A 14,391-nucleotide genomic window follows, 5' to 3' on the forward strand; every position below is an offset into this window, starting at 1 on the left:
AAGGAGGAAAACAATGACAAAACAATTCGATACTTTACCAACTGGATTGCCTGATTTTAATGGCGCACCGATTGATGATTTTGATTTACCAGACTATATGTTTAGTGATCCTATTCATTACAGTAAAGAATGGTTTGACTTTATCGAAAATAGTGTTTCTGATGACAGTATTGCTCAAGAATATAAACAGTTAATTACTAATATCATGCAAAAGCAACATGGCGGAGATGTTCGATTATCTTTAGCCATTTTTGTTTACATTATTGCACATGGATTTACTGTAACGTTGGCAGAATTTGATAAGATTTCTAAAGAAATTAGAAGTCGCGTGGAAAATTTAGAAGGAAAGTACAAAGATTTAGTAGAGGAATGGAAGAACACTCTTAACGGTGTGACAGTCGATAGTGAATTAATCAACGCTAGAATCGACTTACACGGAATCGTTTATAAAACGCTTAAAGAGCGCTTAGACGATATGCAATCGAAGATTGAAAACCTAGATGCTACGGAATCTGTTTTTAAACTAACCCACAATCAAAATTGTTATCCGACATTAAGAGTGTTTTATAGCACGTATGGTGCAGCAGTTGTACCATCGGAAGAAGAACCAACGGGAGCTGGAGGGTCAGAAGTTAAGTACGTTCATGCAGAGCCAATCTATCATGATTTAGATTCTCTAACTGTAAAAGTTCCATTTAAGTATAAGATGGTCAACCCTACAATTGAACGAATTTCAGAAAATCAATATTTATTAGTTGAGGACATTCGGACGTTGCTGGTTGAGATAGGTTCTAAGGGTGAAGCGAATGTTGAAACCACGATGGAATTTACATCTACTTTAGATTATAAAAATAAAGTGGCTAACAGTATTGTAGATAATCCTAATATTTTTTATTACGGAGCAGGAGGATGGACAGAATTAAAAAAACCTTATGATTCGTCTTGGGGAGAGTATATTCAAAGGCATGTCGAAGATGTTAGTAAATTAGATAGCAGATTGTTTGAAACACTGCGTTATAACGCAAGTGTTATTGCACAGTCATGGATGAAATTTGATATATTAGAAGAATTTAAACGTAAATTTCCTTTTATTTTTAATAATTTATCTGTATCTGAAAGCATCGTTAAGATTAAAAAAATGACGTCAAAAGCAGGAACTGAAATGTTTGCTAAGGGATCGAATAGCGCTGGAAATCGTGTAACGATGTCAGCTTTTGCGAACAATAAGTATGGTCTTTTGGCAGCACATGCATCTAGCGATATTAAAAAATTGTCATTTTATCACAATGCTTTTATGGATGCTTATTTAGATAATCTAGGAAACGTAAATTTACTTTTAAATGCAGAACCAAGCGATGGGAAAATAGCAAGCTCGCTTTATATTGATTATGTGAAACTTGAATACACGGTAAAAGTACCATTTGCACCAATAAAATAAAGGAGTGATTTAAATGGATTTTAAAAAAATTTTTAAAGGGTTGCCAGATTGGAATAAAATCATTAATGATAATTTTGATTTAGTTAACAAAAAAGTAGAGCAGGACACAGGTTGGATTAAAGCGGCAGTTGCTGGCGATAGTGCCATCTATTACAGAAGAGTAGGAGATATATCTTTTTTAACCGGATTAGGGAATTCTTCGTTACCTAAAAACAGTGGTGGTTTACTTTGGGCTATTCCAGCAGCGATAAAGCCTTCTTTAGCAGCTTCATTACCTATGCAGTTTACTCTAGGTAATGCAGATTCAACCGCGACTAATATTACAATGATAAAAATATATGAAGATCGAATTGAAATTGCTTATAGAAACAATGATAAGAATGTTACGTTTGATGGGGTTTGGTGGAAGACAGATGCTCCGTTTCCAAAATAAAAAAGGAGGAAGTTAAATGAGTTTTATTGAAGTAATCGAAATTAATGAAGAGGGCAGCATTAAAGAATCAAAAGTAGTAAATAAAGAAACATTCGAGGAAACAGAGTTTACAAAGTTCCAATGGGAAGGCTATTTTTTGAAGCCTAAATGGTCCTTTACACTGAACAAGTGGATTGAAACCGCAACGGAAGAAGAGTTAAATCCACCAGAAATTGAAGAGGAATTAACAGAAGTTGAACAGATGGGCCAAAAGATTTCCGAAATGGAACTTGCGGACCTTGAAAAAGAGAACCGAATCAAGCAACTAGAAGCGGAAAACGAAGTTTTAGGAATGCAACAAACGGAAAATGATTTACGACTAATGGAATTGGAGGATAAGTTAAATGGAACATTCTAAAAGATATGAGGACATCAAAGCGCGATACCTTAAAAATTGGGTAACGAAAGAACAGCTTGCGCGTTATGTGGAATTAAAAGCAATCACTGCAGCAGAAATGCAAGAAATCATGGAAGCAAAAGAACAGAAAGAAAAGGGAGAAGCTATTTAAATGAAATAGCTTTTTTATTTTTGGATTAGGTGGTGTTAAAGTGACAATCGAGTTAACTATTTTATTATCAATCGTATCTGTATCAGCTGCGGTTTATTTTGGCTTGTCTGGTGTTCGCCGGGACCAAAAGAATGATGATATGCAGGAAGCTGCACAACTAACAACGGTACTGGTTAAGTTAGAAAATATAAACAATGGAATCAATAAAATTGAATCTAAGATGGATCGTGTTGAAAGTGAGACAAGGGCCAATTCTGAAAAGTTGATTAAAATTGAAGAGTCCACGAAACAGGCTCATAAACGCATTGATGAAATTGTTCAGAAAGGGGTGATTGATAGTGAAAATTAATTGGAAAGTAAGAATTAAATCAAAGGCTTTTTGGTTGGCCATGATTCCAATTTTATTGGTATTAATCCAACAGGTTTTAAGTTGGTTTGGAATCGGATTTGCTAAAGAGCTAATCGAAAACGAAGCAATGCAATTTATTAATACCCTATTTCTATTGCTAGGTATTTTGGGGATTGTAAACGATCCTACGGTGCCAGGTATTAGTGATAGTCAAAAAACTTTAGATAAATGATAGTCCTCAATCGAGGGCTATTTTTTTATAAATAAAAAAATTAGGAGAGTGTAAAATGAAAAAATTAAACAAGAATATCTTTGCAGTGTTGATGGTTATGGTTATGTTAGTGCCAACGATGACGGCAGAAGCAGCACTCAATAAGTACAGTCAAGGTTTACCTAACAAAGACTTTATCGACGTCGCTAGTCATCAAGGATCAATTTCAACAAATGATTATCAAATTATCAAAAATGAAGGTGTAAAAGGAGTATCGGTCAAATTAACTGAAGGTACTAGCTATGTAAATCCGTATGCTCAAACACAGATCAACAATGCTAAAGCAGTCGGATTACAAGTTTCAGCCTATCACTTCTCACGTTATATAAGCGTACAAGATGCAAAAAATGAAGCTAATTTCTTTGTGAATACGGCCAAACGATTTGGTCTATCAACAGATACACTTATGGTTAATGATGCAGAAGCTTCTGAATTTATGCGTGATAAATTGACTAACAATGTATTTAACAAAGCCTTTGACGATCAAATGCGGTCATATGGATTTAAAAATACTGAAATTTATACGATGGGGTCATGGGTAAATACTCGCTTTAACATTAATGATGGGGAGGGCTGGATTGCTAACTATCCTGGTTATCCAACATCAACAATGAACTTGTATTCCAATCGGTCAGCTTGGCAATTTGCTTCTGATTATCAATTTATTGGAATCAATAATACTGGAACGAAAAACTTTGATGTTAGTGTAGATTATAAAGGTAACTTTACTCGTGGGGTAAAAGACCAAAATAAACCAGTACCGACTGATCCAGTAGCACCTGTACCTACAAATGAATATGTAGTTGTAAGTGGAGATACTTTAGGAGGAATTGGTTCTAAATTAAATAAAAATTGGCAAGATATTGCACGTACAAATGATATCTTACCACCTTATACGATTTTCCCTGGTCAAGTTTTGAAGTTAGCAGGAACAAACTCAAATGGTGGAGGAACAAATCAATCTTACTATAAAGTAGTTTCTGGTGACTCGTTAAGTGCAATTGGTAATAAGTTAGGGGTATCATGGCAAGCTATTGCTCAAACAAATGGAAAAGTTAGTCCATATGTAATTTATCCAGGAGAGAACTTAAAAGTCCCTAATAGTTCATCTAATCGTTCGTATACGGTAAAAGCTGGTGACTCATTAAGCAGCATTGCTCAAACTATTGGTGTATCAATTAATGAGTTAGCTTCTAAAAATAGCATTACAAACGTTAATCTCATATTTCCTAATCAAGTCTTAAATTATTAAAAAAAGACCACCTATAAAAACAGGTGGCATACATACAGGTTAATCAAGTATTTTATGCAAGAAGTAGGGTATAACTTTTCTAGTTGATTTAATTTTCGTTTTATTAACATCTCCAAAGCGTCCGTTATAATTTAAAGGTATATCAGCTGAACCATATGGAGTAGATGCTTTTAGTTGGTATTTAGGAATACCTTCACCTTCTAAATACGAAATTTTTAACGTATCTCCAGGTTCTACACTTTTTATTTTTCCAGTACCTTTAAATGAAAGATCACCATCGCTACTTATAGATTCAAATTCCATTACTTCTATTTCTAAAGGTACGTCACTAGCAGTAACAAACACAATTTTATTTGATTGTTCATCAGCAACAAGTTCTTCAGCAAGAGTATTTTTGTAAGTAGTATCTTCTTCAGCTTTACTATAAAATTCTAATGAAATATTTTCATAGTAAGTTTTATTTAATAAAAATCCAAGACATAAAATTGTGATAGCTATAAAAATTTTAAAGAACAAAAGTATAAAATCTATCATATCCTTGTTTGATTTGTATAATTTAAATAGATTGGTCATGTAAGTCTCCTTGTTAAATTATTTTTCATTTTTTATATGTTCTTCAAAATTTAAAAGTTCATCCAATGTTTCCCCGGGCGTTTTGTTGATTGCTTTAGATATAGCGATAATCGTTTTAACTTTAAAGTTGTCAATCGGTTGATTACGTTCAATAGCGCTTGAAATTCCAGTTTGAGAAATATTCCCAATTTTTGATATTGAGTATTTTGTGACATTATATTTTTTAGCAATTGAATCGATAGGATGCAATTAGATCACTTCTTTCTGTAGTTGTTAATAGCGATTATTAAGCCCGCTACGGCTAGTATTAAGATTGCGATGTAAACGAATGTACTCATTTTAAATTCCTCCCTTATCATGTTATAATAAGGATAGAGGGGCTTTCGCCCCATCTATCATTTTTTATTTTTGCGTTTCTTTTTCTTGGACTGTTTCGACGCTGTCAAGAAGTTGAGAATCGCTGTGACTAACAGTACTATTGCTGTTAGTCCTTTTATTATATCGTCTAACACTTTTTCACCTCCCCCTTACTCTTATAATTATACTACTCTACAGAGTAGTAGTCAAGTGTTTAACTCAATTAATTTAATAAAGTTTTCAAAAGATTCTTTTTTACTATTAAAGCGATAGACGATATCAGATTTACAACTTTCTACTATAATAGTACATTTTTCTAACGTGATAATAATTTCCCCATTTGTATACATAAAAACACCTCCTACGGATAATATACGCAGAAGATGAGATTACATATTAATATATTCTAAAAAAGTTTCTTCGCCCAACAAATCAACAGAAGCCTCTGACAATCCCCATAGTCGTTCTTTGAGTTCTTCTAATGTGATAGTTCCATTTTTAAACGCTTCAATGTCACTCATCCAAAGAGCTCCATTTGATCTCATCGTAAAACTCAACGTTTCTGATTTCGTCATAATTAACCTTTGTACCTGAGACCCAAAGGCCTAATTCGTCATGTCCTTGTAGTTTTCCGACTATATCATCCGAGTAGTTGTTATCTGCGTCTACTGATTCTAGTTGTATAGCGATTGATTTATTGTTAACTACTGCAGCATTTAAAACTTCTGATATTTCCTCAAAAGACATTTGCTCTTTTTTTGGCACTGTATGTTTTAGCTCTTTTTGTATTTGATCCATAGATGAATTGTGTTCAGATAAAAACATTCCTTGCCATTTGATGACACCACGGTCTTTATACCGTTCATTAAATCTATTTAGCATATAATCACCTTCTTTTTTACGAATATGACCATTATACGAACGAATGTTCGTTTTGTAAAGAGAAAGATAACACCTACTTATCAAATAGGTGGTATCTATATTATTTTTAAGTTAAAGTGCCAATTTTGTGCCAATTTTTTTCTTATCTGTTATTTATGAATAGTTTGAAATGTTTATATATAGCTGTTTATTCATCTGTTCTTAACTGTTCGTAACTGTTTTTATGTCTCCTGGGGGAATCGAACCCTCATCTCAAGAACCGGAATCTTACGTGATATCCATTACACTAAGGAGACTAAATCAACTACTATAGTTTAGCTGAATTTAGTTGAAAAGACAAGATTTAATTATAAGCACGCTATAAAAAGATGAATTCCTTTTCAATTTCAAAATATGGTATGATAGCAGTGAAGATTTTGAAAGGATATGAAGGAGGAATGATTGTGAATTTTGAACAAAAGTTTAGCCAACAACAAAGACAAGTCCAAAAAATGGCGATGACACAACAATTACAGCAATCCATTCAAATGCTACAATATAATACAGAAGAACTGGCCAGCTTTTTAGAGCAAAAGGCGCTAGAAAATCCTTTAATCGAAGTAACCGTTGAACGGGATTATGAGGCTGAGGCAGCTATTCAACCCGTAAAAAGTACAATGAACTATCAACATAACGAAGAGTTTAATTATTTGAATCAAGTACCAGATACTAGCATTTCCTTATTTGAATTTTTGTTGGAGCAAATTCATCTGACAATGAGAGATGCTTATTTAAGAGAATTGGTTTTCTTTTTAACTGAAAATATTGATGATAATGGCTATTTAAAAATAGAATTATCGGAAGCTGCAAAAACAACGGGGGCACAAGATATCCAAATGCTAGATGCCTTAACGTTATTACAACAATTAGATCCTGCAGGAGTAGGCGCTAGAAATTTACAAGAATGCCTAATGTTGCAAATAGAGCGAGATGATTTTGCTCCTAATATGGCGTATGTGATAGTAGAGGAAGAATTTGAAAATTTTGCAAATCGTAAATGGAAAGAAATTACGAAAAAATTCGATATTAGTTTGGCTGAGATTCAAGAAATTTCAGATTATATTCAGACCTTGAATCCACGCCCAGGCGCTTTATATGACGGTACAAAAGAACAATACATCCGTCCTGACTTAATTATACGTGTCACAAAAGAGAATGAAATCAAAGTATTATCAGCTAAAACAGGCTTGCCAGTCGTTCATTTTCAAAAGGATTATTATCAAGAAATGTCCCAATTTGAAGACAAAGATGTACGACGATTTATGAAGGATAAATTTAATGAGTACGAGTGGATTCAAAAAAGCTTGCAACAAAGAGGAGACACCATTGTTCGAGTTGGGACTGCGATTGTTGAGCGCCAAAAGGAATTTTTCTTAAACCCAGCACATCCAATCAAATCATTAACTTTAAAAGAGATATCCGAAAAACTTGATATTCATGAATCGACAGTAAGTCGCTCCATTAATGGCAAATATTTAGAGACTAGTTTTGGTATTTTCGAATTAAAAAGTTTCTTCACAAATTCATTAAAAACGCAACAATCAAAAATACAAAATTCTGAAGACGAATTGGAAATTTCAGGAGATTCTGTTCGGAAAAGAGTCGCATTTTGTGTAGAAAATGAAGATAAACATAAACCTCTGTCAGATCAAAAAATAGTGGAACAATTAAAAGAAGAAGGAATTGATGTTTCTAGAAGAACGATTGCGAAATATCGGGATATTCTAGGCATTCCTTCTTCATCTAAAAGAAAACGATTTGATTAATAAAAAACCTGTGGATTTTTTATTCTATGTTATAAGAAGAAACAGGTTTTTATTTTAGACTTAATTACAAAACAAGAATTAAGTTATAAAGAAACAAAATAATTTAGTCACAAGATAGACACAAAAATTAATATTTTTTTTAGGAATAGAAAAATAAGCACTTTATAGTTGAAAGATAGCTTGTAAGCTGTTAAAATGATTAGTGTAAGAGATGGAAGCGGTAGGCGAAATACTGCGACAAATGACAACAAACCTACAGACAGTCAAATGAATGTTTTTGTTTCATTAAGGATCTCTTCATTTTTTTAAGCACTCAGGGTCGCGAAACGACTTACATGGTCATTAAACGACCAAGGAAGAAAGAGGCACTCTTATGCAGCAAGATGTATTATCTATTATTGAAAAAGTAGCACCTGATATTATGGAGACTCTTAGAGAACGGTATCAGATTTTGCGCAATATCTATTTGTTGGGGCCAGTCGGTAGACGTGTTTTAGCTGGGAAAATGAATGTAACAGAACGTGTTTTACGTACTGAAACAGATTTTTTAAAAAAGCAAAACATTATTAAAACTTCAAAGGTAGGAATGGAGTTAACCGTTACTGGGGAAGACGTCTATCATGAGTTAGATCAAATGATGGGACAACTTTTAGGAATGCGGGAAAAAGAAAAGGAATTGGCTACTTATTTCCAAATAGAACATTGCATAATTGTCTCAGGCGATAGTGAAGAACAAAGGAAAGTCATGGAAGAATTAGGGCATGCAACATCAGAATCATTGGATTTTCTACTTCCAAGTGGCGACAATATTATTGCCGTTATGGGTGGAACGACAATGGCAAAGGTTGCAGACCAAATGACAAAAGCTTTGTCCAACGATCGTCATCTGATCTTTGTCCCTGCAAGAGGAGGCATTGGAGAAGCTGTGAATATTCAAGCGAATACGATAAGTTCTCAAATGGCTGAAAATACAGGTGGCGAAAATCGAGTTTTATACGTGCCAGAACAAGTCAGTGAAGAAACGTATAAACCATTACTCCAAGAACCAGCTGTTTTCAACACTTTAAAAATGGTCACAAAGGCTAAATGTGTGTTACACAGTATTGGAGATGCCAAACTAATGGCAGAACGCAGAGGAATGAGTGAAGAAGCTCTAGCTCTGATTAAAGAACAAGCTGCAGTTGGTGAAGCTTTTGGATATTTCTTTAACAAGGCTGGTGAAGTGGTCTATAAAATTCCACGCATCGGGTTACAATTGAAAGATTTAGCCAAGATTCCTTGTGTACTGGCAATCGCTGGTGGAAGGTCAAAAGCAACAGCAATAGAAGCTTATATGAAAAACGCACCAAGTCAAACATGGTTGATTACAGACGAAGGTGCAGCTAACCAGATTTTAAAAGGGGTAACCCTTTAAAATAAATAATAAATCAAGAATTCCTAAAGGAGGAAATCTAGTTATGACAGTAAAAGTAGGTATTAATGGTTTTGGACGTATTGGACGTTTAGCTTTCCGTCGCATCCAAGCAGTAGAAGGTATTGAAGTTGTTGCAATCAATGACTTAACAGACGCAAAAATGTTGGCTCATTTATTAAAATATGATACAACTCAAGGACGTTTCGACGGTGACGTTGAAGTTCATGATGGTTATTTCAATGTTAACGGTAAAGAAGTAAAAGTTCTTGCTAACCGTAACCCTGAAGAACTTCCATGGGGCGAACTTGGTGTTGAAATCGTTCTTGAATGTACTGGTTTCTTTACAACTCAAGAAAAAGCTGAATTACACTTAAAAGCTGGCGCTAAACGTGTTGTTATTTCTGCTCCTGCATCAGGCGACATGAAAACAATCGTTTACAACGTAAACCATGAAATCTTAGATGGTTCTGAAACAGTTATCTCAGGTGCTTCATGTACTACTAACTGTTTAGCTCCAATGGCACAAGTATTAGAAGAAAAATTTGGTGTTGTTGAAGGTCTTATGACTACAATTCACGCTTACACAGGTGACCAAATGACTCTTGATGGTCCTCACCCAGGTGGAGATTTCCGTCGTGCACGTGCTGCTGCAGAAAACATCGTTCCTAATACAACTGGTGCTGCTAAAGCAATCGGTTTAGTATTACCTTCATTACAAGGTAAATTAGACGGAGCTGCTCAACGTGTTCCTGTTGCTACTGGTTCATTAACTGAATTAGTAACTGTATTAGACAAAAAAGTTACAGTTGAAGAAGTAAATGCTGCAATGAAAGCTGCTGCAAACGAATCATTCGGTTACAATACTGATGCAATCGTTTCTTCTGATATCGTTGGTATGACTTTCGGTTCATTATTTGACGAAACTCAAACTAAAGTTATGACTGTTGGAGATCACCAATTAGTTAAAACTGTTGCTTGGTATGACAACGAAATGTCATACACTGCACAACTTATCCGTACTTTAGAATACTTTGCAAAATTAGGTTAATTATTTCTTAATTTTAAAATGTGCATATTCTGACATTTTTGAAAAGCGGGGAGCTTCGCGCTTCCCGCTTTTCTTTATGTCTTTAATAAACAATAGGAGGCTTCTCTCATGGCTAAAAAAGTTGTTACTGATTTAGATTTAAAAGATAAAAAAGTACTAGTTCGTGCTGATTTTAACGTACCAATGAAAGATGGCGTTATTACTAACGACAACCGTATCGTTGCTGCACTTCCAACACTTGAATACATTCTTGAACAAAATGGTAAAGTCATTGTTTTCTCTCATTTAGGTAAAGTTAAAACAGAAGAAGACAAAGCAGACAAAACATTGCGTCCAGTTGCAGAACGTCTAAGCGAATTATTAGGAAAACCTGTAACATTCGTTCCTGAAACTCGTGGAGCTGAATTAGAAAAAGCTATTGCTGATATGAAAGATGGCGAAGTGGTTATGTTTGAAAACACTCGCTTTGAAGACATTGATGGCAAGAAAGAAAGTAAAAATGATTCAGAATTAGGTAAATATTGGGCTTCACTAGGCGACGTTTTTGTAAATGACGCATTTGGTACAGCTCACCGCGCTCATGCTTCTAACGTTGGAATTGCTTCTAACTTAGAATCAGCAGCTGGTTTCCTAATGGAAAAAGAAATCAAATTTATCGGTGGCGTTGTTGAAAACCCAGATCGTCCTTTAGTGGCAATTCTTGGTGGCGCAAAAGTTTCTGATAAAATTGGCGTTATCGAAAATCTATTAAAGGTTGCTGACAAAGTTCTTGTTGGTGGAGGAATGACTTATACATTCTACGCTGCTCAAGGAAAAGAAATTGGTAAATCATTAGTAGAAACAGATAAAATCGACTTAGCAAAATCATTATTAGAATCTGCTAACGGCAAATTGATTTTACCAGTTGACTCTGTATGTGCGACAGAATTCAGTAATGATGTTCCAACTGAAATCCACGAAGCAATTCCTGCTAACATGATGGGACTTGACGTAGGACCAAAAACAGTTGAATTATTTACAAAAGAATTACAAGGCGCTAAAACAGTTGTATGGAACGGACCAATGGGCGTATTTGAAATGAGCAACTTTGCTAAAGGTACCATCGGCGTATGTGAAGCAATTGCAAAATTAAAAGACGCAACAACAATCATTGGTGGTGGAGATTCAGCAGCAGCAGCTATGCAATTAGGCTTTGCGGATGACTTTACACACATTTCAACAGGTGGCGGAGCTTCTCTAGAATACCTAGAAGGTAAAGTATTACCTGGCGTGGATTCTATTTCTGATAAATAATCATGATTCTTGGCGCTTCAGCGCCTTAGAAGCATGATTCACATTCGTTCCGAAAGAACGAACTGTGGCTTCCGAAAAGAAGTTTTGATTCTTGGCGCTTCAGCGCCTTAGAAACATGATTCACATTCGGTCTAAAAGAACGAACTGTGGCTTTCGAAACGAAGTTTTGATTCTTGGCGCTTCAGCGCCTTAGAAGCATGATTCACATTCGTTTCGAAAGAACGAACTGTGACTTCCGAAAAGAAGTTTTGATTCTTGGCGCCTCAGCGCTTTAGAAGCATGATTCACATTCGGTCAGAAAGAAGACCTATTGTTGATTTTAAATTAAAATTAAAGGGGCAAACACATTATGCGTAAACCAATTATCGCTGGTAACTGGAAAATGAACAAAACAGCATCAGAAGCTTTAGCTTTTGCAGAAGCTGTTAAAACTAAAATTCCTGCAAATTCAGCTGTTGATTCAGTAATCGGATCACCAACATTGTTTTTACAAGAATTAGTAACTGCAGCAAAAGGAACAGATTTAAAAATTTCAGCACAAAACTGTTATTTTGAAGAATCAGGCGCCTTTACTGGTGAAACAAGTCCAGCTGCATTAAATGATTTAGGTGTTGACTATGTAATCATTGGTCACTCTGAACGTCGTGAGTATTTCCATGAAACAGATGAAGACATCAACAAAAAAGCTCATGCTATTTTCAAAAATGGTATGACACCAATTATTTGTTGTGGCGAAACGTTAGAACAACGTGAAGCTGGCGAAACAAATGCATGGGTTGCTGGACAAATTGAAGGAGCTTTAAAAGGCTTATCGGCTGAACAAGTTTCAGTTTCTGTACTTGCTTACGAACCAATCTGGGCAATCGGAACGGGTAAATCTTCAACTTCAACAGATGCTAACGATACATGTGCAGTTGTTCGTCAAACAGTTGAAAAATTATACTCAAAAGAAGTAGCTGAAGCTGTTCGTATTCAATACGGTGGTTCTGTTAAACCAGAAAACATTGCAGAATACATGGCACAGTCTGATATTGATGGTGCTTTAGTAGGAGGAGCCAGCTTAGAAGCAGAATCTTTCTTAGCATTATTGGAGGCCGTTAAATAATGAGTAAATCACCTGTTGCAATCATTATCCTTGATGGATTTGGGTTGCGTAACGAAACTGTGGGAAATGCCGTTGCTTTAGCGAACAAACCAAACTTTGATCGTTACTGGGAAACTTATCCACATGGTCAACTTAAGGCTGCTGGTCTTGATGTTGGATTACCAGAAGGACAAATGGGAAACTCAGAAGTTGGGCATACCAATATTGGTGCTGGACGTATCGTTTATCAAAGTTTAACTCGTATTGATAAAGCAATTGTTGACGGTGAATTTCAAGAAAATGAAGCGATTAACAGTGCATTTGATCATACAAAAGAAAATAACTCTAGCTTACACTTATTCGGTCTTTTATCTGATGGTGGGGTTCATAGCCACATCAATCATTTAATTTCATTGATCAAAACAGCTAAAGAAAAAGGTGTTAAAAATGTTTACGTTCATGCTTTCTTAGATGGTCGTGACGTAGCACCAGATTCAGCGAAAGGTTATATTCAAACACTACAACATGCAATGAATGACTTGAACTATGGCGAAATCGCTACAGTATCTGGCCGTTTCTATGCAATGGATCGTGACAAACGTTGGGAACGTGTGGAGCAAGCGTATAACGCAATTGCACACGGAACTGGTAAAATGTTCGATTCAGCAGAAGCAGTCATTGAAGACTCTTATGCAGCAGGCAAAATGGATGAATTCGTTGTTCCAGCAATTATTGGAAATGACGGACAACCGGTTGGGAAAATTGAAGACAACGATGCTGTTGTATTCTTTAACTTCCGTCCAGACCGTGCCATTCAATTGTCAAATGCGTTTACAGATCAAGAATGGACATTCTTTGAACGTGGCGCTCGTGCGGAAAACGTTAAATTTGTAACGATGACTTTATACAATCCAAGTATTGTTGCAGACGTAGCATTTCCTCCAATCGAAATGAAAAATGTGATTGGTGAAGTCCTTTCAAACGAAGGTCTTTCTCAATTACGTATCGCTGAAACTGAAAAATATCCACATGTAACGTTCTTTATGAACGGTGGACGTAATGAAGAGTTTCCAGGAGAAAATCGTATTTTAATCAACTCACCTAAAGTTGAAACCTACGATTTACAACCTGAAATGAGTGCTTACGAAGTAACCGATGCTTTAGTAGCTGATATTGAAGCAGATAAGCATGATGCGATTATTTTAAACTTTGCTAACCCAGACATGGTAGGACATTCTGGTATGGTAGAGCCAACGATTAAAGCGATTGAAGCCGTTGATGAAAACTTAGGACGCGTAGTGGATGCAATTACTGCTAAAGGCGGTTATGCAATCATCTTTGCCGATCATGGAAACTCAGAAACAATGACAACGCCAGAAGGCAAACCGCATACAGCTCACACAACTGTACCGGTTCCTGTAATCGTTACTAAAAAAGGTGTTACATTACGTGAAGGCGGCCGCTTAGCAGACGTAGCACCAACAATGTTAGACTTATTAGGCGTTAAAAAACCAGCAGAAATGACTGGCGAAAGCTTAATTCAAAAATAATTGATAAGATTGCCTTGAATTTGACGAAATTCATTGCAACTATTGATAAAATTGACTAAAATGTAGCTAAGGACGAATGCGCCTTGGCACTAAA

At 35.5% G+C, this 14,391-nt stretch carries 18 protein-coding genes and 1 tRNA gene; 13 read left to right on the forward strand and 6 right to left on the reverse strand.

What is annotated here, in order from left to right; all coding sequences use genetic code 11:
* Window positions 1–13: 13 nt before the first annotated feature.
* Genes AC07SW_RS04030 through AC07SW_RS04060 form a run of 7 tightly spaced genes read left to right on the forward strand, consistent with a single transcriptional unit; the run spans window position 14 to window position 4,291 of the window.
* Window positions 14–1,438, forward strand: a complete 1,425-nt coding sequence (locus AC07SW_RS04030) for a hypothetical protein (protein WP_494632305.1) — start codon at window positions 14–16, stop codon at window positions 1,436–1,438.
* A gap of 13 nt (window positions 1,439–1,451) precedes the next feature.
* Window positions 1,452–1,871 (forward strand): hypothetical protein, encoded by a 420-nt coding sequence (locus AC07SW_RS04035; protein WP_494632307.1) that lies wholly within the window; start codon window positions 1,452–1,454, stop codon window positions 1,869–1,871.
* 16 nt (window positions 1,872–1,887) lie between these two features.
* Complete coding sequence (locus tag AC07SW_RS04040; RefSeq protein WP_494632308.1) at window positions 1,888–2,268, forward strand: YomQ N-terminal domain-containing protein; 381 nt, start codon at window positions 1,888–1,890, stop codon at window positions 2,266–2,268.
* On the forward strand, window positions 2,255–2,419 hold the full coding sequence (locus AC07SW_RS04045) for an XkdX family protein (RefSeq protein WP_135026470.1): 165 nt from the start codon (window positions 2,255–2,257) through the stop codon (window positions 2,417–2,419). The genes AC07SW_RS04040 and AC07SW_RS04045 overlap by 14 nt, the downstream gene beginning before the upstream one ends.
* Before the next feature lie 40 nt (window positions 2,420–2,459).
* The gene (locus AC07SW_RS04050) at window positions 2,460–2,768 is read left to right on the forward strand and encodes a hypothetical protein (RefSeq protein ID WP_414735092.1); all 309 of its coding nucleotides are present in this window, start codon (window positions 2,460–2,462) and stop codon (window positions 2,766–2,768) included.
* A complete protein-coding gene (locus AC07SW_RS04055; protein WP_414735091.1) occupies window positions 2,758–3,000 on the forward strand; it encodes a phage holin in 243 nt (80 codons plus the stop codon). The genes AC07SW_RS04050 and AC07SW_RS04055 overlap by 11 nt, the downstream gene beginning before the upstream one ends.
* Before the next feature lie 55 nt (window positions 3,001–3,055).
* The gene (locus AC07SW_RS04060) at window positions 3,056–4,291 is read left to right on the forward strand and encodes a GH25 family lysozyme (protein WP_414735090.1); all 1,236 of its coding nucleotides are present in this window, start codon (window positions 3,056–3,058) and stop codon (window positions 4,289–4,291) included.
* Between the two features lie 39 nt (window positions 4,292–4,330).
* On the opposite strand, the gene AC07SW_RS04065 is transcribed toward AC07SW_RS04060, so the two are convergent.
* The 6 genes from AC07SW_RS04065 to AC07SW_RS04090 form a co-directional block, all read right to left on the reverse strand.
* Window positions 4,331–4,864: a hypothetical protein gene (locus tag AC07SW_RS04065; RefSeq protein ID WP_494632310.1), complete on the reverse strand. Its 534-nt coding sequence runs from the start codon at window positions 4,862–4,864 to the stop codon at window positions 4,331–4,333.
* A gap of 18 nt (window positions 4,865–4,882) precedes the next feature.
* Entirely contained in the window at window positions 4,883–5,113 is a 231-nt protein-coding gene (locus tag AC07SW_RS04070; protein ID WP_494632311.1) for a hypothetical protein, read from the reverse strand.
* A gap of 314 nt (window positions 5,114–5,427) precedes the next feature.
* The gene (locus AC07SW_RS04075; protein ID WP_494632312.1) at window positions 5,428–5,571 is read right to left on the reverse strand and encodes a hypothetical protein; all 144 of its coding nucleotides are present in this window, start codon (window positions 5,569–5,571) and stop codon (window positions 5,428–5,430) included.
* Between the two features lie 39 nt (window positions 5,572–5,610).
* A complete protein-coding gene (locus AC07SW_RS04080; RefSeq protein WP_272947665.1) occupies window positions 5,611–5,742 on the reverse strand; it encodes a hypothetical protein in 132 nt (43 codons plus the stop codon).
* Window positions 5,735–6,103 (reverse strand): hypothetical protein, encoded by a 369-nt coding sequence (locus AC07SW_RS04085; RefSeq protein ID WP_494632314.1) that lies wholly within the window; start codon window positions 6,101–6,103, stop codon window positions 5,735–5,737. The genes AC07SW_RS04080 and AC07SW_RS04085 overlap by 8 nt, the downstream gene beginning before the upstream one ends.
* 224 nt (window positions 6,104–6,327) lie before the next feature.
* Window positions 6,328–6,399, reverse strand: a tRNA-Arg gene (locus tag AC07SW_RS04090).
* Between the two features lie 147 nt (window positions 6,400–6,546).
* On the opposite strand from AC07SW_RS04090, the gene rpoN reads away from it, so the two are divergent.
* From rpoN to gpmI, 6 genes are all read left to right on the forward strand, one after another.
* Complete coding sequence (rpoN, locus tag AC07SW_RS04095) at window positions 6,547–7,908, forward strand: RNA polymerase factor sigma-54 (protein WP_494632315.1); 1,362 nt, start codon at window positions 6,547–6,549, stop codon at window positions 7,906–7,908.
* A 373-nt stretch (window positions 7,909–8,281) separates the two neighbouring features.
* Window positions 8,282–9,322, forward strand: coding sequence for a sugar-binding transcriptional regulator (locus tag AC07SW_RS04100; RefSeq protein WP_034571339.1), 1,041 nt, complete (start codon window positions 8,282–8,284; stop codon window positions 9,320–9,322).
* 43 nt (window positions 9,323–9,365) lie between these two features.
* Window positions 9,366–10,370, forward strand: coding sequence for a type I glyceraldehyde-3-phosphate dehydrogenase (gene gap / locus AC07SW_RS04105; protein ID WP_034571336.1), 1,005 nt, complete (start codon window positions 9,366–9,368; stop codon window positions 10,368–10,370).
* Window positions 10,371–10,478: 108 nt separating this feature from the next.
* A complete protein-coding gene (locus AC07SW_RS04110) occupies window positions 10,479–11,663 on the forward strand; it encodes a phosphoglycerate kinase (protein WP_119907646.1) in 1,185 nt (394 codons plus the stop codon).
* 349 nt (window positions 11,664–12,012) lie between these two features.
* A complete protein-coding gene (gene tpiA, locus AC07SW_RS04115) occupies window positions 12,013–12,768 on the forward strand; it encodes a triose-phosphate isomerase (RefSeq protein ID WP_034571330.1) in 756 nt (251 codons plus the stop codon).
* Window positions 12,768–14,297: a 2,3-bisphosphoglycerate-independent phosphoglycerate mutase gene (gpmI, locus tag AC07SW_RS04120; protein WP_494632317.1), complete on the forward strand. Its 1,530-nt coding sequence runs from the start codon at window positions 12,768–12,770 to the stop codon at window positions 14,295–14,297. The genes tpiA and gpmI overlap by 1 nt, the downstream gene beginning before the upstream one ends.
* Window positions 14,298–14,391 lie beyond the last annotated feature (94 nt).

This window comes from Carnobacterium sp. GW821-FHT04C06 (assembly GCF_059420345.1).

Bases quoted from the DNA above. Each gene is read 5' to 3' on its own strand.
- AC07SW_RS04030 (WP_494632305.1), top strand. From the start codon at position 14: ATGACAAAACAATTCGATACTTTACCAACTGGATTGCCTGATTTTAAT.
- AC07SW_RS04035 (WP_494632307.1), top strand. From the start codon at position 1,452: ATGGATTTTAAAAAAATTTTTAAAGGGTTGCCAGATTGGAATAAAATC.
- AC07SW_RS04040 (WP_494632308.1), top strand. From the start codon at position 1,888: ATGAGTTTTATTGAAGTAATCGAAATTAATGAAGAGGGCAGCATTAAA.
- AC07SW_RS04045 (WP_135026470.1), top strand. From the start codon at position 2,255: ATGGAACATTCTAAAAGATATGAGGACATCAAAGCGCGATACCTTAAA.
- AC07SW_RS04060 (WP_414735090.1), top strand. From the start codon at position 3,056: ATGAAAAAATTAAACAAGAATATCTTTGCAGTGTTGATGGTTATGGTT.
- AC07SW_RS04065 (WP_494632310.1), bottom strand. From the start codon at position 4,864: ATGACCAATCTATTTAAATTATACAAATCAAACAAGGATATGATAGAT.
- AC07SW_RS04075 (WP_494632312.1), bottom strand. From the start codon at position 5,571: ATGTATACAAATGGGGAAATTATTATCACGTTAGAAAAATGTACTATT.
- AC07SW_RS04080 (WP_272947665.1), bottom strand. From the start codon at position 5,742: ATGAGTGACATTGAAGCGTTTAAAAATGGAACTATCACATTAGAAGAA.
- AC07SW_RS04085 (WP_494632314.1), bottom strand. From the start codon at position 6,103: ATGCTAAATAGATTTAATGAACGGTATAAAGACCGTGGTGTCATCAAA.
- AC07SW_RS04100 (WP_034571339.1), top strand. From the start codon at position 8,282: ATGCAGCAAGATGTATTATCTATTATTGAAAAAGTAGCACCTGATATT.
- gap (WP_034571336.1), top strand. From the start codon at position 9,366: ATGACAGTAAAAGTAGGTATTAATGGTTTTGGACGTATTGGACGTTTA.
- AC07SW_RS04110 (WP_119907646.1), top strand. From the start codon at position 10,479: ATGGCTAAAAAAGTTGTTACTGATTTAGATTTAAAAGATAAAAAAGTA.
- tpiA (WP_034571330.1), top strand. From the start codon at position 12,013: ATGCGTAAACCAATTATCGCTGGTAACTGGAAAATGAACAAAACAGCA.
- gpmI (WP_494632317.1), top strand. From the start codon at position 12,768: ATGAGTAAATCACCTGTTGCAATCATTATCCTTGATGGATTTGGGTTG.